Raw genomic sequence first — 18977 nt, forward strand, 5'->3', positions numbered from 1 at the left:
CGCATCCTACAGGCTATCAATGTTGTCCAGCAATTCTTGCGCTTTTTGAAGGGTTGCCGTGCGCTTCTGGGCATCCATCTTGTCCCATGTGCGGTACATCTGCATCATTCGTGGATTACCAGAAAGTTTTGGACGATGCTTCTCCAGAAACGCCCAATACAGCGAATTGAACGGGCATGCGTTTTCGCCCACCCCATCTTTGACATCATACGCGCAATGTTTGCAATGATCCGACATGCGGTTGATATACGCACCCGACGATACATACGGTTTTGATGCTAACAATCCGCCATCGGCAAACTGGCTCATGCCCAGTGTGTTGGGCAATTCCACCCATTCATACGCATCGGCATATACCATCAAATACCATTCATGCAGGGCGTGCGGTAAAACCCCCGCCAGCAATGCAAAATTCCCCGTCAGCATCAGCCGCTGGATATGATGCGCATAAGCTTCTTCTTTGGTCTGGGTAATGGCCGCGCGCAGACACGCCATGCGCGTTTCCGCCGTCCAATAAAAATCCGGCACGGGGCGATTGGCAGCAAAGAAATTTTGCTTCACATAGTCCGGCATTTTAAGCCAGTAAATACCGCGGATATATTCGCGCCAACCGATAATCTGGCGGATATAACCTTCCGCCGCATTAAGCGGCACATGTCCTTCACGCCATGCGCGTTCGACCTTTTGGCATATTTCCATCGGCGATAACAATCCGGCATTCATATAAACCGACAGCACCGAATGATATAAAAAGCGCTGCCCTTCCAGCATCGCATCCTGATAATCACCAAATCGCGGCAAGGCTTTTTCGATAAAGCCATCCAGCGCGCAAAGCGCATCATGCCGCGTTACGGCAAACCAGAACGGCTCCAGATTACCAAAATGGCTGGAAAAATCACGCGCCACCAGTTGCATAACATCTTGCGTGATGGCATCCGGCGTAATGCGCAACGGTTGCGGCATGAACAGATCAGGCTTTGCCGCGCTGCGGTTATCATGATCGTAATTCCATTGTCCTCCGGCCGGCTCATCCCCGTCCATCAGCAAGCCGGTTTTGCGGCGCATCTCGCGGTAGAAATATTCCATTCGCAACTGCTTGCGCCCATCTGCCCACGCCGCAAATTCGCCGCGCGAACAGATGAAGCGGTCATCTTGCAGCACGTCAACCGCACATGGCAAATGCGCGTTCCAGCTTTCAATTTCCTGCAGCACGCGCCATTCACCGGGTTCGGTTACAATAAGACGCGCCGGGCTTATTTCGCGAACAGCCTTGCTCACTTCATCGGTAAAGCTGCTGCCTGAACCTGTCTGATCCAGTTTGCGGTAGATGACGCGCCACCCTTGTTCGCGCAAACTTTGCGCAAAATGCCGCATCGCCGAAAACAGAAACGCGATTTTTTTCTTATGGTGTTTGACATAGCGTGTTTCACTGCCAACTTCAGCCATCAACACCACATCGTGTGCGGAATTCCCACACCGCAAGCTGGACAATTCCAGCGTCAATTGGTCACCAAGCACCAGAATTAAATTCGGGTTTGGCATGTCATGCCTTCAGATAGCCCGGCACAATATCTGCCACCCGTCGCGGCACGATGCCCAGATCGTCAAAACCAATTGATGCTGGCGGTACTATATTATCGGTGCGCAATAACTTAAGCTGGTCGCGGGTCAGAATTTTTCCCGGCAATCGTTCCAATAGCGATGCCTGTATTTCGGCGATCCACCACGGCAAAGGCAACAAGATGCGCTTTTTTCGTGTAGTTTCTAAAATGAACTGCATCAATTCCTTAAACGTAAACATATCCGGCCCGCCCAGATTGAAAATCCGGTCATAACCTTCTTTCATCAGCACAATACGCCAGACCGCCAAGACCACATCATTCACATATACCGGCTGGAATTTGCTGACCCCGCCACCAATCAATGGCAAAAACGGTGAAAGCTTTGCCATCTGCGCAAAGCGGTTAAAAAAACTATCATCCGGCCCAAATACAATCGATGGCCGCAAAATGCTTGCATGGGGATATGCCGCCAGTACCGCCGCTTCGCCTTGCGCTTTGCTGCGCGCATATACCGACGCACTGTTTGCATCCGCGCCCAATGCCGAAATATGCACAACCCGCGTAATGCCTTTTTTGGCTGCTGCGCGTGCAATCCGTTCAGGCAAATCGCGGTGAATCCGGTCAAACGTATCCGCGCCGGATGGCGCAAGAATTCCTACACAATTCACAACCAGATCCATATCCGTCATCGCGGATTCAAGATCACCCGCTTCCATACTGAACGGGATACGCCCGTCTGCGGCTGCGCTGTGCACGCTGCGCGTTGGCACCGTCACGTGCCATCCCCCACGTTCCAATTCAGCACGTAGCGCGCGCCCGATTTGCCCTGTTCCGCCAAAAATTATCGCACGCATGACTATTGTTCGTTCAATGCTTTTTCAACATCACCCGTAATCGTATCGCCCATGGGCGATATGCTGGAGATATAGCTGCCCACTAACAACCCATTGCGGCCGATCAGGAATTTATGAAAATTCCAGCGCGGGCGCGCACCCAGCAGTCCTGAGTTTTCCTGGCGCGCCGCCCAATCATAAAACGGGTGCGGTTTATCACCTGTCACTTCTGTTTTGGTCGTTAGCGGAAATGTCACATGAAATTTATTGTGGGTGAATGCTTTGATCTCGCGCTCATTGCCTGGCTCTTGCCCGCCAAAATCGTTGGATGGCACACCCAGAACAACAAGGCCTTTATCTTTATACTTTTCATGCAGCTTCTGAAGCTCTTCATATTGCGGGGTAAATCCGCATTGCGATGCGGTGTTGACCACCAGAATGACTTTCCCGGCATAAGCGGAGAGCGGCAAGGGCTTTCCTTCGATAGACGTGAAGGTGAACGCATACGCATTATCGACGGGCGTCATTTCGGCAGCAATGGCTTGGCTTGATAGGAACAAGCCGAACAGCGCGATAATAAAATGCATGAATGCTCCATGGGTTAGATGTTTATTTTTTGATTTCGATCATGATTTCATTGCGCCGCAAGAAGGGCAGCGTATAAGGCGGGTTAAAGAACGCATAGACGGGCTCCGCCACCCGCTTGAGCGATTTCGAATTAACGTAATCCTGCAATTTCGCTTCTTTTTCTGCCATCACCTCCGGTGTGGCTCGGCCAGAATAGCGGATTACAGCAAAGCGCTTTTCGCCCTGCTCGCGCATTCGGATCTTGCTGTTATTGGGAACCGGTAAATCGGCAAGTTTATACTGCGATGGCATCATGAAGGTGATTGTCCAGTTCGAACCTTTTGATTGCTGCATGACAGGTGCAGTCATGGCAATTTTTTCTGATGCGATTTTTTCTGATGCTGTTTTTTCCGCTTTAGACGGGCTTGCGGGTTGTTGCATCACGGGCGCGGTCATTGCGATTTTGCCTGTCGCCTGATTATCGCCGAAAATATATCCCGCCAGACTTCTAAAGCCCTCTTTAATGGAAACTTCTCGTGGGCCGCTCGCATCCACTTCGGCAACAATCATCGGTGGATATGACCGTATCTCGATATCCCCTTGCGTCTCGACCACATCATAGCGCGCATGCTCCGCTTCGCTGCCCAATATGCTCCACGCCAATGACAAGATGCCTGCCACAATCGCAACAACAGACACAGTAATTATGATTGGTTTCATCATGATGTTCTCTCTTTCAATATCATTACCATCGTTTATGTATGCTTAGACTCAATGACCGGTTTAGACTGCCCATCCCGCACAATCGCGAAATAGAGCTTTGCAGGTAAGAATGACAGCCACCGCAACACGGTTGGGAACACAAAAGGAAAACGGATTTCAAATGCATTCCCCTTCATCCCGCTGATGATTTCACGCGCGGCCCGTTCCGGCTCGATAATGCCTGGCATATGGAAATTGTTTTTTGCCGTAAGGCGTGTGCGCACAAAACCCGGACTTACCACCTGTACCTTGACACCGGACCCATAAAGATCCACCGCCAGATTTTCAGCAAGATGCAATAGCGCTGCTTTGCTTGCACCATAGCCGATAGCACCCGGCAAACCGCGATACGCAGCGATGCTGCCAACCAGCACCAGATGGCCTTTATTCCCTTTGATAAAATCCGGCAAAACATGGCTTAACATGCGCATGCAGCCATTGAAATTGATGTCCTGCATCTTTTCGGCCTCTGCAAGATTAAACTGCTGCGCCGTCATTGGTTCATAATAGCCCGCATTATAAATGACGATGTCGGGCATGCCCCACGTCCTGCGCAGCGCTTCATATGCGCTAGCCAAGGAGGACATGTTCTGCACATCCGCTGGCAGTGCCAGCGCCGAAATTGTTTGCGCCAGCGCATCAAGCTTATCGGCTTGGCGCGCGCTTACCGCAAGCATAGCGCCTTCTTTGGCCAGCGCCTCAGCAAGGCATTTGCCAATCCCTTCACTTGCGCCAATCAGCCAGATTTTTTTACCGCGCATATCAATCCTTTTTCATGAACAGCGTCAGCTCGGCAACCGTAAATCCGAATTTTTTCAGATACGAACGGTTGATCATCACGCCGTCATTCATGCGCCACATCCAGTCATCAAACGTAATGCGGAACGTCTTACCATCAATCGGTACATTCATATCGTAACTCCAGCGCACGGCATTGCCTTTGGTTGCGCCTTCCGCCTTACCGATAATATCCGATGCAGTGCCTTCATAGGTTCCATCGGCGGTGCGGGTGATGGTCCAGATGCGCTGCTGTTTGGTTCCGTCATAATACGTGAAATCTTCTTTTAATGTGCCGACATCACCTTTCCATGATCCGTGCATGGTGACATCAAACCGGCTAACCACCTTGCCGCTGAAATCCTGAATAAGCCCCCACGCCTTGATCGTGCCGGTGAAATACGATTTAAGATCGGCTTTGGGCTCTACCCCTGCATAATCTTCCAGTTTTTGTGACGCGCACGCACTAAGCAGCATAAGCATCACTACGCACAGAAATTTTTTCATACGCTCCTCCATTTTTACTTATCCAGCGGGACCATCCGCCAACAGCCACCATCTTGATAAGGCAAGGAAGCGCCACATAGGCAACAATTAACGCCACATGCTGTTCATCGCTGGTCATCTCCTGCCATACGCCGATAAACAATAATGGCAAACAGCCAAGCATTGCCGCCCCTTTGCCCACAGCCGCCATCATCGCCCAGTTTCGGCGGCGCTGCGGTTCATCATCCACGGATTGGTTCATTTGTTTCATGATATCAATCGGCATAAAAAAGTCGGCGCCGCTGGCAAATCCCGAGATAACGCACAGTGCGGCAAACGCCATATCATCGCCTGACTTTAAAAAGGCAGCGGCGCTGAACGTCAGAATACTATAGACCATCGCCAGCCGCCACGTACGCAGCAGCCCGACATAGGACGCGATTTTATTCCACACCAGCATTCCGGTTGCGCCAGATGCAATGTAAAGCAACAGGAATATCACCAGCATCGGCTCGGAATGGATAATGTCGCGCACATAAAAATAAAATAGCGTCGCAGCGATGGACGAGCCAAACATGCCCATCCCATACCAGATTAGAAACTGGCCCACCGCATCAGGTCGCATGGCGCAACTCCACCTGCATCACATCGGTGCGCCCCACATCGAATGATGCGGCACAAGCGGCCAGATAAAGCCGCCACAACCGGATGAATGCATCGTCAAACCCAAGCGCACGCACCTCCGCGATCTTGGTATCGAAATTGGCAAGCCAACGTCTCAGTGTTTGCGCGTAATGCGTGCCGAAATGGAACTGATCGGCGATGCGTAATCCCACTTTTTGCGCCTCGGCTGCAAAACGCTCTGCGCTTGGCAACATACCGCCCGGAAAAATATAGGTGCGGATAAAATCGCCGCCCTTGCGGTAACTTTCGAAATATTTCTCCTGAATAAGAATGGTCTGAACCAGTGCGCGTCCTTGACGGCGCAACCCTTCGCCCAACTTCTTGAAATAATCGCCCCAGTATTCTTCACCAACCGCCTCGAACATTTCGATGGATACAATGTTGTCGTACTGCTGTTTTTCGTGACGGTAGTCCTGAAGCGCGATCTGCACCGGCTTATCCTTCAACCGTGTATCGGCATAATGCTTTTGTTCGTGGGAAAGCGTCAGTCCCTTGATGCGGTAATCCCCGCGGGCCACCGCGCGTTCGGCAAAACCGCCCCATCCGCACCCGATTTCCAACACATCGCCGCTCGGCAACATCCTATCAACCAAACGGTCATATTTGTTATGCTGCGCTTGTTCCAGCGATTGGTCATGGCCATCAAACAGCGCTGCCGAATACGTCATGCTGGGATCCAGCCATAAACTATAAAACGCATTGCCGAGATCGTAATGTGCTTCGATATTTTTTTTGCTGCCCTGCATGGTGTTGCGGCGGAATACGTATGACAACTTCACCAAGGCGCGTGAAAGAAAATTACCATAGATGTATTGTTCAAGCGCGGCTTCATTCTTGAGCCCCACCATCATAAACGCATAAAGATCATCGGCGTCCCACAATCCTTTGCGATAATCCTCGGCAAGGCCGATATCGCCTTTTCGCGCCATGTTCGGAATAACATCCCAACTGTAGAGACGCAGCGTCGCAACTGCGCCCGGCTCGCTTCCTGAAAACACATGCGATTTGCCGTTGGGCAGCACCACCGTCAGCGTGCCATAGCGCAGCAACGCAAGTGCTTTTAAAAATCCGTACGTAATTGTTTGGTTAAGCATAGTTGGCCTTCTTGTATTAACAGGATGATTATAGTGTGCCCAGCCCTTGATGGCACATTACAAATTCGTAAGCTTGGAACCAGCGCGGCTGGTTTGTTCAGGCAATTGTGGCGGCTTGTTAATATAACGAATGCGTTTCCACACCAGTTTGACTGCCTGCCAATGGATCAACAATACGGTCTTGATGGTCACAAACGGAATCGTGATGAACGCCTCAAGCAGCGCCGCAGCGGTCAGTGGCCGCAGATCACCGATGAGCGATGTGGCCAGCTGCTTTTCACCATTCGCATGGAAATAATCGATCCAGATACCAAGCTGGCGCGCGCCAGATGCGAAACGGAACGCATAATCCCCGCTGCGTTCCAGAAACGGCGATACATGAAACAGCTTTTCTCCGCGCAGAATCATGTCCTGATCAATCACATCACCCTCTGGCGGCAAGCATACATAGCTATGCGTTTCGCCGAATGTATTATTCACTTCTGCAATAACCGCGCACAGCTTCCCGTTTGGATGGTGCACCATCCAGAAACTGACCGGATTAAACACAAACCCCATAATGCGCGGCATGGCAACCAGACTTACAATTTTATCCGCTATATCCACGCCATGCTGGGCAAATAGCCGCGCAGCCCATTGACGCAAATCGCCGCCATCACGCGCGCCATGATCTTTGCGATAAAAACTGAACAGGGCGGGACGATCAACGCCGAATATCAAACCATGATTGCATTCATCCAGCTGGGTTAACGGCAAAACCATGTAATAGACATTATAGGTAAACCCATTCACGCGCGGAAAAAACCGCTTGTGCATCACCTTGGCCATAAATAGCTGCGGGCTTAGTTCCATGGCACCACCGCGCCAAGCTGCCTTGCCACTTCCACCCCGCTGGAAAGACCGTCCTCATGAAAGCCATAGCGCGTCCATGCCCCGCAAAACCACATGTTATCTACACCTTGAATACGGCTTATCTCTTCTTGGGTTTGCATGGCGCCAGCATCAAATACCGGATGCTCAAAATGATGGATATTATAAATTTTATCTTCTGCCGGCATACGCGATGGATTAAGCGTGACAATCACCGGCGGCACATGTCGCAGATTTTGCAAATTGTTCATCCAATAGCTTAACGAAACTGCCTGACCATTATCTTCGCGCTCCTCGCACAGATATACCCAGCTTGCCCAGCACGCGGCATTCTTTGGCATAAAACTGGTATCACTATGCAATACAACCTTGTTTGGCTGATAGCGCACGCGCGATAATAACCGGCGCTGATCTTGGGTGGGCTGCTTTAATAATGCCAAGGCCTGATCGGCATGGCATGCAAAAATCACCTGATCAAAACGGCGCACACCGCTCTGGCTTTCGATAACCACGCCATTGCTATCCGTGCTCACCGATATCACGCCATCATTCAGCAATATGCGGTCGTTGAACGGCGCCGTGATGCGGGCAACATATTCGCGGCTACCCCCAGTTACCGTATGCCATTGCGGCTGGTCATTGATGGTCAGCAAGCCATGATTATGAAAAAAGCGTACAAAGCTGCGCGCCGGAAATTCCAGCATTTGCTTTAACGGACAGCTCCAGATCGCGCCGCCCATGGCCAAAATAAAATAACGCCGGAACCACTCACCCATCTTCAGAGCATCAAGACACTGCCCCAGCGTGATGTCAGGTGCCGCATCCAGATACGCCAGCGCCTGTTTATGAAAGCGCAGCACATCGCTAACCATTTTCCAGAATTGCGGGCGCAAAATATTCCGGCACTGCGCAAAAATACTTTTTAAATCCTTGGTTCCGTATTCCAGCCAACCATCATCAATGCTCGCTGCAAACGACATATCGCTGGGTTCATACGGAACGCCGGCATGGCTAAACAATCCCAGCAGGTTGGGGTAATTGCGTTTGTTGAATACAATAAATCCGGTATCGACGGGAACCTTGCCCTGCGGCGTTACAACATCCAGCGTGCGGCTATGCCCGCCGATATAATCGTTTTTTTCATAGAGCGTTAATTGATGCTGAGGATGCAACAGATACGCCGCGCCAAGTCCTGAGATACCGGTTCCGATGATTGCAATGTTCATGAAGCTAAAATGCCTGATTATGTTGAATTGTAAAATTACAAATTGGTAATTATCCGAACGTCACCTTAACAACCAATCCGGGCACGGCATCTTCCAACCGTATTGATGCTTTGTGCAGGTCTGCCACCGCCCGCACCAGCGAAAGGCCCAGCCCGTTGCCGGGGGTATGACGACTGCTATCGGCGCGATACAACCGGTCAAACACGCGCATTTTTTCATCATCCGCAATACCCGGGCCGCTATCCGCAATGGCTGCGCTGATAACACCATCCTGCTGGGCAAGCGTTACTGTAATCCGACCATTTTGCGGCGTGAATTTTACTGCATTATCGACCAGATTGGCAAAAAGCTGAAACAGCAGATCCCTGTCACCCTTCATCTCTACCGCGCTGATGCGGCTGGAAACGGCAATCGCTTTTTCTTCGGCAATGGGCGCGTATAATTCCAACACATCATATAAAATTGTATGCAGTGCGACCGGCTTGAAGGCCTGCTGGTGCATGCCCTTTTCGATATTGGCAATACGCAGCAATGCCTGAAAGGTTGAAAGAATGCGGTCCGTTTCCTGCAACGCGATGTCCACGCCAGCATGATCGCTCGCATCCGCCATTTTTTGCAACTGGCCGCGCAACCGTGACAACGGTGTTCTTAAATCATGCGCGATATTGTCGGAAACATCGCGCACATTCTGGATTAATTGCTCCATGCGCGACAAAAAGCTGTTCAGCAATTGCGCGAGATCGCTTAAATCGTCCCAGCGGTTTTCTACCTCGATGCGGCGCGTCAAATCACCCGTCTCGATAATCTGCCGCGCGGTTTCAGCAATCTGGTTCACGCGCCCCACCACAAAGAGGCTGATGTAAAAGCTTATAACAACAATAATCACCATCGCCGCCAGCGCCGCGCCGCCCAGCCAGAAGAATAACGGATCTTCAATTGGCGAATGCACGCCTAGGGCATAAATCACAAATGCGGCAGCAAGCGCGAGCAGCATCAAGAACAACGATGCCATGACAAAGCTGGAGCTGGTAAAATATCCCCTACGTTTCATCAAGTACATACCCCGCGCCGCGAATGGTTTTTAACAGCTGCACGTCAAACCCTTTATCGATTTTGCTGCGCAATCGGCTGATATGCACGTCAATCACATTGGTCTGCGGATCAAACATATAATCCCATACCGCTTCCAGCAGCATCGCGCGCGTAACGGTCTGCCCGCGATTACGGGCCAGATATTCCAACAGCCGGAATTCACGTCCCTGCAAGCCGATAATCTTTCCGCCGCGCGTGACTTTGCGCGCCAAAAGATCGATCACCAGATCACCGATGACAATGCGCGTTTCGCCCGCATTGGCACTTGCGCGCCGCGCCAGAATTTCCAGCCGTGCCAGCAGCTCTTCAATCGCAACCGGCTTAACCAGATAATCATCCCCGCCGCTGCGCAGCCCTTTCACACGGTCATCCACCTCACCCAATGCGCTCAGGATCAATATCGGCGTGGTTTGTCCGTTCGCACGGAGCGCCGCAATAATTTCCAACCCATCCATTTTCGGCAACATGCGGTCAATGACCAGCACATCATGCGTATTGGATTTGGCTGACTTTAAGCCGGCCACACCATCATCGGCACAGCTCACTTTGTGGCCCGCTGCTTCCAATGCTTCGGCAAGCTGCTGGCTTTGTGCCTTATCGTCTTCGATGAGAAGGATCTTCATGGTTTTTTCTGAAACACCACAACCTCGCCATCTTCCTTGGTGAATGTGCCGATATGGGGGTTGGGTAAAAGTTCCAGCACTGTTTCAGAAGGTCGGCATAGCCGCGCGCCTTTTTCCGTCACGACAATGGGACGGTTCATCAAGATAGGATGCGCCACCATGAAATCGATGAGTTGATGTTCAGTCCATTTCGGATCAGCCAATTGCAGTTCGTGATAAGGCGTTCCTTTTTCGCGCAGCAATTCGCGCGCCGTGATACCCATCGCCTTAATCAGTTCCACCAGCCGTTCGCGCGGTGGCGGATTTTTCAGATATTCGATAACTTCAGGTTCCACGCCCGATTGGCGGATCATCGCCAACGTATTTCGTGACGTTCCACAGGCGGGGTTATGATAAATAATTATCGACATCATGTAGCCTTGTTGCCTATTTGCGCAAGCGATAACCGGTTCTAAACATCCATGCGATAATCGCAATTGAAATGGTTGTGAAAGCGGTAATCATGATGACGCTGGTGGCAAGGCTGACATCGCCATGCTCGTAAAAACTCCAGCGAAACCCGCTAACCAGATACACAACCGGGTTCAGCATGGACACACCGCGCCAGAATTCCGGCAACATGTTCACCGAATAAAAGCTGCCGCCAAGAAAGGTCAGCGGCGTAACGATAAGTAAGGGTATAAGTTGTAATTTTTCAAACCCGTCCGCCCAGATGCCGATAATAAAGCCCATCAAACTGAAGGTCACGCTGGTCATCACCAGAAAAAACAGCATCCAGAACGGATGCATGATGCGCATCGGCACAAAAAACGCGGCGGTAATCAGCACAATCGAACCAATAAGCACCGATTTACTGGCGGCCGCGCCAACATACCCGATGATGATTTCAACATAAGATAACGGCGCAGAAAGAATTTCATAAATCGTGCCTGTAAACCTTGGAAAATAAATGCCAAACGAAGCATTGGAAATGCTTTGCCCCAAAATGGTCAACATGACGAGGCCCGGCACAATAAATGCGCCATACGGAATATCATTTATCGACTGAATACGCGAACCGATTGCCGCGCCAAACACAATAAAATATAAAACGGTTGAAATCACCGGCGATGCAATACTTTGCCCAATCGTGCGCCAGGTACGGCTCATTTCGAAATTATAGATCGCTGCAATGCCACGTGTATTCATTAAACACCTACCAATTGGATAAAGATTTCTTCAAGGCTGCTTTGGCGGCTGTCAATTTCCTTGGGGCGGATATTATTTGCCCGCAACACCTCCATCATATCGGAAACGTCATGCGTCACATGGTGGGAATTATACGTGTAAATCAGCTTGGCGCCATTTTCAGCAAGCGCCATGTCATAGCCTGACAGCCCGGCAGGAATGGTTTGGATCGCATCGCGCAGCGTGAACACCATCTGGCGCTTGCCCATTTTTTGCATCAGCACTTCTTTTGCTTCGGTTAATATCAGCTTGCCTTTGTTGATCACGCCAATCCGGTCGGCCATTTCTTCGGCTTCTTCAATATAATGTGTTGTCAAAATCACCGTCACGCCGGTTTCACGTAAGCTGCGCACCTGCGCCCACATCGATTTACGCAGCTCAACATCAACGCCTGCCGTTGGCTCATCAAGAAACAGAACCTCCGGTTCATGCGATAACGCCTTGGCAATCATCACGCGGCGCTTCATTCCGCCCGACAGCTTGCGGATTTGTTCATCTTTTTTATCCCACAGCGATAAGTCTTTCAGCGTTTTTTCGATGATATCGGGATTTTTTGGTTTGCCGAATAATCCGCGGCTGAAACTTACGGTGTTCCATACGGATTCAAACGCATCGGTGGTCAGTTCCTGCGGCACCAGCCCGATTGCGATGCGCGCTGCGCGGTAATTACGAATAGTGTCATGCCCGCAGACCGTAATACTTCCGCTGCTGGGCTGCACAATACCGCATACCGCATTAATCAGCGTTGTCTTGCCCGCACCATTGGGACCAAGCAATGCAAAAATTTCACCGCGTTTAATTTCAAGATTGATGTCGGCAAGCGCTTTAAATCCATTATCATAACTTTTACTAAGGGCAGAAATGACAATCGCATTCGCATTAACACTGGGGTCAGGCATAAAATCGGGCATGAAAGGCTTTCCAAGGAAGCAGCTTAAAGACCTTAATATATATACTGAAAGCCCAATTTAAAGGCCATGCGTATATTTCATATCCCAAACCTTGTTGTGGATATGGAAGAACTAGTGCAGATTAGCAGCATATTTTTAAAACCATAAATCACCGGCATATATGTCTATTTATAGTGAATTACCAACCCTGTCAGAACTGCGTAACAGCAGCGCATTTTTAAAACTCGCCAAGGTTCACCAGCGTCTTAAAAACGGTGGGCACGACAAACGCTCGTTCCGCACAGCAGAAGAAGCGATTGTCGAACTGAACAGACTGAAGGGCTTTGTCGGTCAGGGATCCAGCGATACGTCCGATGCGCTGGGCAATCATCCGAAAAAAGTAGAGGAATGGGGTTTTTCATCCTCCAATTTCTTCTTTGTACGCGATGATACGCGCGGCGGCGCTAGCGATAACGCGAATGATACCCGTGAATGGGTTTATCTGGTTTGCATCCGCTCCGATATGCAGCATAAATTCGGCGCACTGAGCATGCGGCGTTTTCCGGTACGCATGCAATTCAAGCATATACGCGAGCGCTTGCTGCAACGGTCCGGTACGTTGCTGGATCTCAATAGCGATCCGATCATTTTTACCGCGTTGGCAGGAACGCTTCTTGCGCATCAATTACCATTGATTGCCAAAGCTCCCAAACACGAAGGCATGTATCCGGTTTTCCTGCCACAGCCACAAGGCATGTTTTTGTGTTACGGCAAACCGTGCGCAACCGATGATTTTAACTACACCTATGGTGAATTCATCCGCTGGATAAAAGATGCGCCGCTGGCGGCACCCGCAGGAAAAAAAGCTTTGCCCGGCCTTGGTGCGCCGATGAAACCAGCGCTTCCTGGCCTACCTGGTATTACGCCATCATCGCCTGCATCACGGCCATTTTTACAAGCCGCGTTGCCGGAGCGATGTGTGATTTCTGAAATCAAGCCAACTTTTTTCCCTGCACTTGAACTTGAGATCAACACCTACATCGATGCACGAATGATGAAGGGTGCGCAGCGTGGTCTGTTTAACCAGCAGCTAGTCCAGTTACTGGATGATGCAGAATTCTTAGCCAGCACAAGCATCATTGTGAGCACTTATACGATTGGTAATATACCCATCTCACAAGCAGACAAAGCAATGATTGGCAGAATTGCCTATGCAGAAAACATGCTGCGCGGTATTATTCTTGGGCGTGAATGGGCGGATGCATCAAAACATTCCATCCGTTCTTACATCAACAAGACTGATCCGCTTAACGATCCCACCTAACCCGCTAGAGGAGAACCATCATGGCTGCATACACCATCAAACCGCTCGTAACTGCTACTGCAAACTCAACAGGCGGCCGCAACGGTCACTCGGAAACAACCGATGGATCGGTCAGCGTGAATTTATCCGTGCGCAAGGAAATGGGCGGCCCCGGCCTTCCAAATACCACAACTCCTGAACATTTATTTGCTGCGGGTTATGCGGCATGCTTTGGCGGCGCGCTTGATTTCATTGCCACCAAACATAAAAAAGACGCATCAGGCGCAACGGTTACCTGCGAAACATCGGTTGGTCCACGCGAAGGCGGCGGGTTTGGCATTGCGGTAAAAATGCGCGTGAAGGTTCCAAACCTTTCCCAAGCAGATGCACAGCAACTGGTGAATGAAGCGCACGAAACCATCTGCCCTTACAGCCATGCAACGCGCGGCAATATCGATGTAAGCTTTGCTGTTGAAGGAATGGCGCAGGCCGCCTAAGCAAGCCGAATATCAGGCCAACTATCAGGCCACAATCCCGTTACGCGCTACGCGGATGGGGTTGTGGCCTTTTTTGTGTAAAACCACCACATCACATAGGCAGTTAACGCGCACCATACCTTCGTAAAACCGCCATCAAATAGTGGCTTTTCATATCCACTTGGCATCAGCACATGAAACAGCGATAGTCAGCAGCACAAACCGGATTCAAGAAACGATGACTGACTACATAAAAAAAATTACTGCCGCGCAGGTTTATGATATTGCATTAAAAACGTCACTGGATGAAATGCCGCGCCTTAGCCGGCGTCTTAACGCCGATGTGTTGCTCAAACGCGAAGATCTGCAACCTGTGTTCTCGTTTAAATTGCGCGGCGCCTATAACCGCATTGTGCAATTATCGCAATCTGCGCGAAATTCCGGCGTCATCTGCGCATCCGCAGGCAATCATGCGCAGGGCGTCGCATTATCCGCGCAGCGCCTTGGCATCAAGGCGATGATTGTTATGCCCATCACCACCCCGCCAATTAAAATCGATGCCGTTAGGTATTTTGGCGGTGATGTAGTATTGCATGGTGATACCTTTGATGAAGCTTATTTGCACGCGCGCGATTTGGAAAAAAAGCATCAACTCACCTTTATTCACCCCTACGATGATGAAGATGTAATTGCAGGCCAGGGCACGATTGGCATGGAAATCCTGCAACAATATCAGGGCCCGATTGAAGCGGTGTTTGTCCCCATTGGTGGCGGCGGTCTGGCTGCGGGTGTTGCGGCGTACATCAAACATTTTCAGCCGCATGTAAAAGTCATCGGCGTTGAACCGGTTGATGCCGCATCCATGAAAGCTGCAATTGATGCAGGCGAACGCGTTACCCTAAGCCGTGTCGGTTTATTCGCAGACGGTGTTGCGGTGCGTCAGGTCGGCGAAGAAACCTTCCGCATTTGCCGTGAATTGCTGGATGATGTGCTTACCGCCAATACCGATGAAATGTGCGCTGCCATCAAGGATATTTTCGAGGATACACGCGTGCTGTCCGAAGCAGCGGGCGCGCTCGCATTGGCCGGACTTAAAACCTACGTTGAACAGCATCCGCAGCGCAAAGGCGCGCTCATCGCCATCAACAGCGGCGCAAATATGAACTTTGACCGCCTGCGCCATGTGGCAGAACGCGCCGATATCGGCGAAGACCGCGAAATTTTGCTTGGCGTTACGATTCCCGAAGAACCCGGCAGCTATCGCCGCTTTGTGCAATTGCTGGGGCCGCGCATCGTGACCGAGTTCAACTACCGCTATGCGGCTGGGCATGATGCGCATGTCTTTGTGGGCCTGCGCATGGATCATGCGCACACCGAAAAAGAAAAAATCATCACCGAACTTGCCAAAGCCGGATATAAGGCAATTGACATGAGCGCGGATGAAACCGCGAAGCTGCACATCCGCTACATGGTCGGTGGGCGCGCGCCAAATCTGCACAATGAAATGCTGCTACGTTTTGAATTTCCGGAACGCCCCGGCGCGCTCATGAAATTTCTGGATAGCATGGAAGCCAGCTGGAACATTACACTGTTCCATTACCGCAATCACGGTGCGGATTATGGCCGCGTGCTGGTCGGTGTTGAAATTCCGCACCAAGACCGCCAGCATTTCATCGCGCAATTGAACAAATTGGGTTATCCCTATGAAGAAGAAACCAACAACCCGGTCTATCAAATGTTCTTGGGGCACTAATCTGTTACGCCGCGTACTGCGTGCTTTATTCCACTCTGTCAAATCCCCACACAGCATTATTGATGCCGGGCTGGGTTGCTGCGCCAACCAGTTCAAGACGCAAATTATTATTCATATGGCGCGGTAATCCAAAGCGCAGCGTACGGTCAGATAATTGCCATTCATGCACGCGGCGAACAACACCCGATGCCAGATCAGCCGAAAGTGTTTCGGTAAACGTGCCTTCCACTACATTGGTCGTGGGTCGGCCGTAAATGCGCACCAGCTCGCTCAGGATATTTTTATAATCACGCTCCAGTGCCGATGAACTATCGCTGGTGTTTTCAAACACCACACCATGGCGAACCAGCTTGCCGTTCTTTGTTTCATACACCACGCGTTGCGGGGTTGAAAGACGCGTGAACACATCATCGCTGACCACAATCATGCCATTTGATACATTCGCGCTAAGATTTTCTTTTTTCAACTTTTCAAGCAGCGCGGTTTGCGTCATGCCCAATTCCGGCTTGCGCAGCAATTCATCGCTGGATACTTCCAGCGCCTCGGTTGCTGCCTTGCCTTCAACCGGCACAGCCACAGTTGCATCCGGCGCATTGCTGAAATGCACCGTATAATTCATGCCTACACGCCATGCGTGGGTGTCTTGGGCTGCGTCAGGATAGCGCTGGAAATAATCGCCCGATAGCGAAACGGTATGAATACCGGTGGTATAGCTATAACGGCCCGATGCGGTTTCACTGAAAATATGGTTGCTGGGCGGCACATATTCTTCTGTGTTGTTATTCTGGTAATTCACATTGAATGAATGGCCATAATAATTTGCATTCGCCGAAATCTGCGGGCCATATTGCAATGAATGGCGCGCGCCGGTTGTGCTTTCGGTAATCACCATACCAGGACTTAAGGTTCCTGATAATTCACCAAAGGTCCATCGCCAATCCGCGCCCAGGGAATGATCATGCGCCTCGGTTATCGCAGCGGTAATATTGTTATGCAGCTTGCGGTAACGAAAGCCATACCGGCCTGATACATCATCGGTAATCGTTTTCGTTACATTCAATCCGGTTGTATAGGTTTGCGAATGCGTGGTTACGCTTTCATTGCGCAAATGCGTGGATGATGCATCAACCGACCCCGTCAGCCCATCAACCAGTGTGCCAAGCAGCGGCCCCGTTAAACGCACACCGTAAGTATTTTCAGTTAACGGGTTTGCCGTCTCCAGCGCGGATTCCGTGCGGTTCTGGCGGCCCGTTAAGCGAAGCCCGCCATCAAACTTCCAGCCAATCTGTGTTTCAAGATGGCTTTGGTTAGACTGCACACTACCCCCCGCAGGCTGATAATTCGTGCCATAGCGTTCAAACAAAACACTATAGGTCAGCGGGATTTTGCTGTGCCCCTCCAGACGCGTGAACAATCCCACATCCGTCTGATTGGTTTTGGGTGATGTGACCACCGCGCCGGGTAAATCGCCATTCAATATACCAACTTCATTTTCAAAGCTCAGGCTTTGCCCCAACAGGTTCATATCGGTTGATGCGCCCAGCGACGTTACATTTTGTTGTAAGTCCAGCGATGAAACCGCGCTATCGGGTTTCTTGTAGTTATAAACATGATTGATAATGAACGAGCCATAGGCATCGTTTTCAGCAAGGTACGATGCACCGGTGAAAAAACTTTTATCAAAATTGACCTGACGGTAAATGCTCTGGTCAAACCCCGCCATGGCGTTAACAGAATGCGACCACGCACCGGAACTGCTTGGCTGCAATTCAATATTTGCGCCTTTTAACGGTAACTGCATGGAACGCGGCGAGAAGCTGGCATAAAAATCACCGGCATCAACCACATACGGCACTGCGCTTTCGCCGTTTTCCCATGTGGTTGAAAATTGCTCCACGCTTCCATTGCGGTACTGGCTGCGATAGTCGCTGCGGTTATAAAGTCCGTTAAAGCGGCCCTTGATGGATTGGTAAGGGGAAATTTCTTTTGAAAACTGCGCGTTGGTTTCGCCGTAAATCTGGTTGCCTGTATTCTGATACGGACTACCCGCCAGCGCGCCCGAATACTGGTAATTCGAAACATCCACTGACGCATCACCTTCAATCAGCCAGCCCGAAAGCGGGTCGAATGACACAGCATTTCCTTGGGCGCTTTCTTCTGCAAATGCTGGCGCAGCCAGCAGTAAGCCGGCCAGTGCGCATGATGTGAAAAGGAAGCGTTTAGTCATTTATGGTGCTAGCTCTTCTGGCGCGTCGTCAATTCAAACAGATATTCGCCCGACCCGCGAAGGCGGGTATTGCCGATACGCGCATCCTGGTAATGCACATCGGTCTCAACTTCGGCGGACACAACGCTGACCAATAGCGGCCTACCATCATCGCCCTGCTTGGTTTTCTGGCCAATCACCTTGATGGCGCGGATGCTTTTAACCTCGATGCGCGCATCAAATGGCACATGGTTATTCAGCGCGCTGATCAATTCACTACGGTTTGGAAAACGCTCGCCCAGATAGTTTTCAATATCCCCCGTGCCCCAATTCGCCATCAGCTTTTCAATCGCCTTGCGGATGAATTCCTGATCAAGTGATACGGTTGGCGCGCCGACAGGACCGCCGCTCTTGTCATCGGCCTGTAACACGCTGTCATTTTCAAACGGGGTTTTGATGGCGCGTTTTTCACGGAATTCACGTGCATCCACGGGCGATGCCACCAGCATCAATCCGGCAACCAGCATCAGAATAATTTTTTTCATA

Annotated in this window: 20 protein-coding genes; 3 read left to right on the forward strand and 17 right to left on the reverse strand. The window is 50.8% G+C overall.

The window, feature by feature from the left end:
- Positions 1–6: 6 nt before the first annotated feature.
- Genes SFW65_07780 through SFW65_07850 form a run of 15 tightly spaced genes read right to left on the reverse strand, consistent with a single transcriptional unit; the run spans position 7 to position 12714 of the window.
- Positions 7–1542 carry a cryptochrome/photolyase family protein gene (locus SFW65_07780; protein ID MDX1923010.1) on the reverse strand — a complete coding sequence of 512 codons (1536 nt, stop codon included), beginning with the start codon at positions 1540–1542 and terminating at the stop codon, positions 7–9.
- Position 1543: 1 nt separating this feature from the next.
- On the reverse strand, positions 1544–2416 hold the full coding sequence (locus SFW65_07785; GenBank protein MDX1923011.1) for a complex I NDUFA9 subunit family protein: 873 nt from the start codon (positions 2414–2416) through the stop codon (positions 1544–1546).
- A gap of 2 nt (positions 2417–2418) precedes the next feature.
- Positions 2419–2982 (reverse strand): glutathione peroxidase, encoded by a 564-nt coding sequence (locus SFW65_07790; GenBank protein ID MDX1923012.1) that lies wholly within the window; start codon positions 2980–2982, stop codon positions 2419–2421.
- Positions 2983–3004: 22 nt separating this feature from the next.
- Complete coding sequence (locus SFW65_07795; protein MDX1923013.1) at positions 3005–3685, reverse strand: heme-binding protein; 681 nt, start codon at positions 3683–3685, stop codon at positions 3005–3007.
- 32 nt (positions 3686–3717) lie between these two features.
- Entirely contained in the window at positions 3718–4485 is a 768-nt protein-coding gene (locus tag SFW65_07800; GenBank protein ID MDX1923014.1) for an SDR family NAD(P)-dependent oxidoreductase, read from the reverse strand.
- 1 nt (position 4486) lies between these two features.
- Positions 4487–5008 carry a DUF3833 domain-containing protein gene (locus SFW65_07805; GenBank protein ID MDX1923015.1) on the reverse strand — a complete coding sequence of 174 codons (522 nt, stop codon included), beginning with the start codon at positions 5006–5008 and terminating at the stop codon, positions 4487–4489.
- Entirely contained in the window at positions 4968–5612 is a 645-nt protein-coding gene (locus tag SFW65_07810) for a hypothetical protein (GenBank protein MDX1923016.1), read from the reverse strand. The genes SFW65_07805 and SFW65_07810 overlap by 41 nt, the downstream gene beginning before the upstream one ends.
- Positions 5602–6765 (reverse strand): cyclopropane-fatty-acyl-phospholipid synthase family protein, encoded by a 1164-nt coding sequence (locus SFW65_07815; GenBank protein MDX1923017.1) that lies wholly within the window; start codon positions 6763–6765, stop codon positions 5602–5604. The genes SFW65_07810 and SFW65_07815 overlap by 11 nt, the downstream gene beginning before the upstream one ends.
- Before the next feature lie 57 nt (positions 6766–6822).
- Positions 6823–7617, reverse strand: a complete 795-nt coding sequence (locus SFW65_07820) for a DUF1365 domain-containing protein (GenBank protein MDX1923018.1) — start codon at positions 7615–7617, stop codon at positions 6823–6825.
- Positions 7608–8861 carry an FAD-dependent oxidoreductase gene (locus tag SFW65_07825; GenBank protein MDX1923019.1) on the reverse strand — a complete coding sequence of 418 codons (1254 nt, stop codon included), beginning with the start codon at positions 8859–8861 and terminating at the stop codon, positions 7608–7610. Before SFW65_07825 ends, SFW65_07820 begins: the two co-directional genes overlap by 10 nt.
- A 49-nt stretch (positions 8862–8910) precedes the next feature.
- Positions 8911–9912: a HAMP domain-containing sensor histidine kinase gene (locus SFW65_07830; protein ID MDX1923020.1), complete on the reverse strand. Its 1002-nt coding sequence runs from the start codon at positions 9910–9912 to the stop codon at positions 8911–8913.
- Complete coding sequence (locus SFW65_07835; protein MDX1923021.1) at positions 9902–10576, reverse strand: response regulator transcription factor; 675 nt, start codon at positions 10574–10576, stop codon at positions 9902–9904. Before SFW65_07835 ends, SFW65_07830 begins: the two co-directional genes overlap by 11 nt.
- Positions 10573–10986, reverse strand: coding sequence for an arsenate reductase (glutaredoxin) (arsC, locus tag SFW65_07840; protein ID MDX1923022.1), 414 nt, complete (start codon positions 10984–10986; stop codon positions 10573–10575). The genes SFW65_07835 and arsC overlap by 4 nt, the downstream gene beginning before the upstream one ends.
- Before the next feature lie 16 nt (positions 10987–11002).
- Positions 11003–11764 carry an ABC transporter permease gene (locus SFW65_07845; GenBank protein MDX1923023.1) on the reverse strand — a complete coding sequence of 254 codons (762 nt, stop codon included), beginning with the start codon at positions 11762–11764 and terminating at the stop codon, positions 11003–11005.
- The gene (locus tag SFW65_07850) at positions 11764–12714 is read right to left on the reverse strand and encodes an ABC transporter ATP-binding protein (protein MDX1923024.1); all 951 of its coding nucleotides are present in this window, start codon (positions 12712–12714) and stop codon (positions 11764–11766) included. The genes SFW65_07845 and SFW65_07850 overlap by 1 nt, the downstream gene beginning before the upstream one ends.
- A 160-nt stretch (positions 12715–12874) precedes the next feature.
- Here SFW65_07850 and SFW65_07855 point away from each other — a divergent pair, with 160 nt between their 5' ends.
- The 3 genes from SFW65_07855 to ilvA all read left to right on the forward strand — a co-directional run bounded on the left by SFW65_07855 (position 12875) and on the right by ilvA (position 16225).
- Positions 12875–14017 carry a hypothetical protein gene (locus tag SFW65_07855; protein ID MDX1923025.1) on the forward strand — a complete coding sequence of 381 codons (1143 nt, stop codon included), beginning with the start codon at positions 12875–12877 and terminating at the stop codon, positions 14015–14017.
- Between the two features lie 20 nt (positions 14018–14037).
- Complete coding sequence (locus SFW65_07860) at positions 14038–14493, forward strand: organic hydroperoxide resistance protein (GenBank protein ID MDX1923026.1); 456 nt, start codon at positions 14038–14040, stop codon at positions 14491–14493.
- Positions 14494–14677: 184 nt separating this feature from the next.
- Positions 14678–16225: a threonine ammonia-lyase, biosynthetic gene (gene ilvA, locus SFW65_07865; GenBank protein MDX1923027.1), complete on the forward strand. Its 1548-nt coding sequence runs from the start codon at positions 14678–14680 to the stop codon at positions 16223–16225.
- A gap of 25 nt (positions 16226–16250) precedes the next feature.
- On the opposite strand, the gene SFW65_07870 is transcribed toward ilvA, so the two are convergent.
- Both SFW65_07870 and SFW65_07875 read right to left on the reverse strand, forming a co-directional pair.
- Entirely contained in the window at positions 16251–18452 is a 2202-nt protein-coding gene (locus SFW65_07870) for a hypothetical protein (GenBank protein ID MDX1923028.1), read from the reverse strand.
- An 8-nt stretch (positions 18453–18460) separates the two neighbouring features.
- Positions 18461–18976, reverse strand: a complete 516-nt coding sequence (locus SFW65_07875; protein ID MDX1923029.1) for a hypothetical protein — start codon at positions 18974–18976, stop codon at positions 18461–18463.
- Between the last annotated feature and the right edge of the window lies 1 nt (position 18977).

The organism is Alphaproteobacteria bacterium (genome assembly GCA_033762625.1).
Taxonomy (GTDB): domain Bacteria; phylum Pseudomonadota; class Alphaproteobacteria; order UBA9219; family RGZA01; genus RGZA01.

Coding starts and splice junctions, on each gene's coding strand:
- SFW65_07870 (MDX1923028.1), bottom strand. CDS start 18,452: ATGACTAAACGCTTCCTTTTCACATCATGCGCACTGGCCGGCTTACTG.
- SFW65_07875 (MDX1923029.1), bottom strand. CDS start 18,976: ATGAAAAAAATTATTCTGATGCTGGTTGCCGGATTGATGCTGGTGGCA.
- SFW65_07810 (MDX1923016.1), bottom strand. CDS start 5,612: ATGCGACCTGATGCGGTGGGCCAGTTTCTAATCTGGTATGGGATGGGC.
- SFW65_07825 (MDX1923019.1), bottom strand. CDS start 8,861: ATGAACATTGCAATCATCGGAACCGGTATCTCAGGACTTGGCGCGGCG.
- SFW65_07805 (MDX1923015.1), bottom strand. CDS start 5,008: ATGAAAAAATTTCTGTGCGTAGTGATGCTTATGCTGCTTAGTGCGTGC.
- SFW65_07820 (MDX1923018.1), bottom strand. CDS start 7,617: ATGGAACTAAGCCCGCAGCTATTTATGGCCAAGGTGATGCACAAGCGG.
- arsC (MDX1923022.1), bottom strand. CDS start 10,986: ATGTCGATAATTATTTATCATAACCCCGCCTGTGGAACGTCACGAAAT.
- SFW65_07780 (MDX1923010.1), bottom strand. CDS start 1,542: ATGCCAAACCCGAATTTAATTCTGGTGCTTGGTGACCAATTGACGCTG.
- SFW65_07850 (MDX1923024.1), bottom strand. CDS start 12,714: ATGCCCGATTTTATGCCTGACCCCAGTGTTAATGCGAATGCGATTGTC.
- SFW65_07815 (MDX1923017.1), bottom strand. CDS start 6,765: ATGCTTAACCAAACAATTACGTACGGATTTTTAAAAGCACTTGCGTTG.
- SFW65_07800 (MDX1923014.1), bottom strand. CDS start 4,485: ATGCGCGGTAAAAAAATCTGGCTGATTGGCGCAAGTGAAGGGATTGGC.
- SFW65_07835 (MDX1923021.1), bottom strand. CDS start 10,576: ATGAAGATCCTTCTCATCGAAGACGATAAGGCACAAAGCCAGCAGCTT.
- SFW65_07860 (MDX1923026.1), top strand. CDS start 14,038: ATGGCTGCATACACCATCAAACCGCTCGTAACTGCTACTGCAAACTCA.
- SFW65_07785 (MDX1923011.1), bottom strand. CDS start 2,416: ATGCGTGCGATAATTTTTGGCGGAACAGGGCAAATCGGGCGCGCGCTA.
- SFW65_07845 (MDX1923023.1), bottom strand. CDS start 11,764: ATGAATACACGTGGCATTGCAGCGATCTATAATTTCGAAATGAGCCGT.
- SFW65_07795 (MDX1923013.1), bottom strand. CDS start 3,685: ATGATGAAACCAATCATAATTACTGTGTCTGTTGTTGCGATTGTGGCA.
- SFW65_07855 (MDX1923025.1), top strand. CDS start 12,875: ATGTCTATTTATAGTGAATTACCAACCCTGTCAGAACTGCGTAACAGC.
- SFW65_07790 (MDX1923012.1), bottom strand. CDS start 2,982: ATGCATTTTATTATCGCGCTGTTCGGCTTGTTCCTATCAAGCCAAGCC.
- SFW65_07830 (MDX1923020.1), bottom strand. CDS start 9,912: ATGAAACGTAGGGGATATTTTACCAGCTCCAGCTTTGTCATGGCATCG.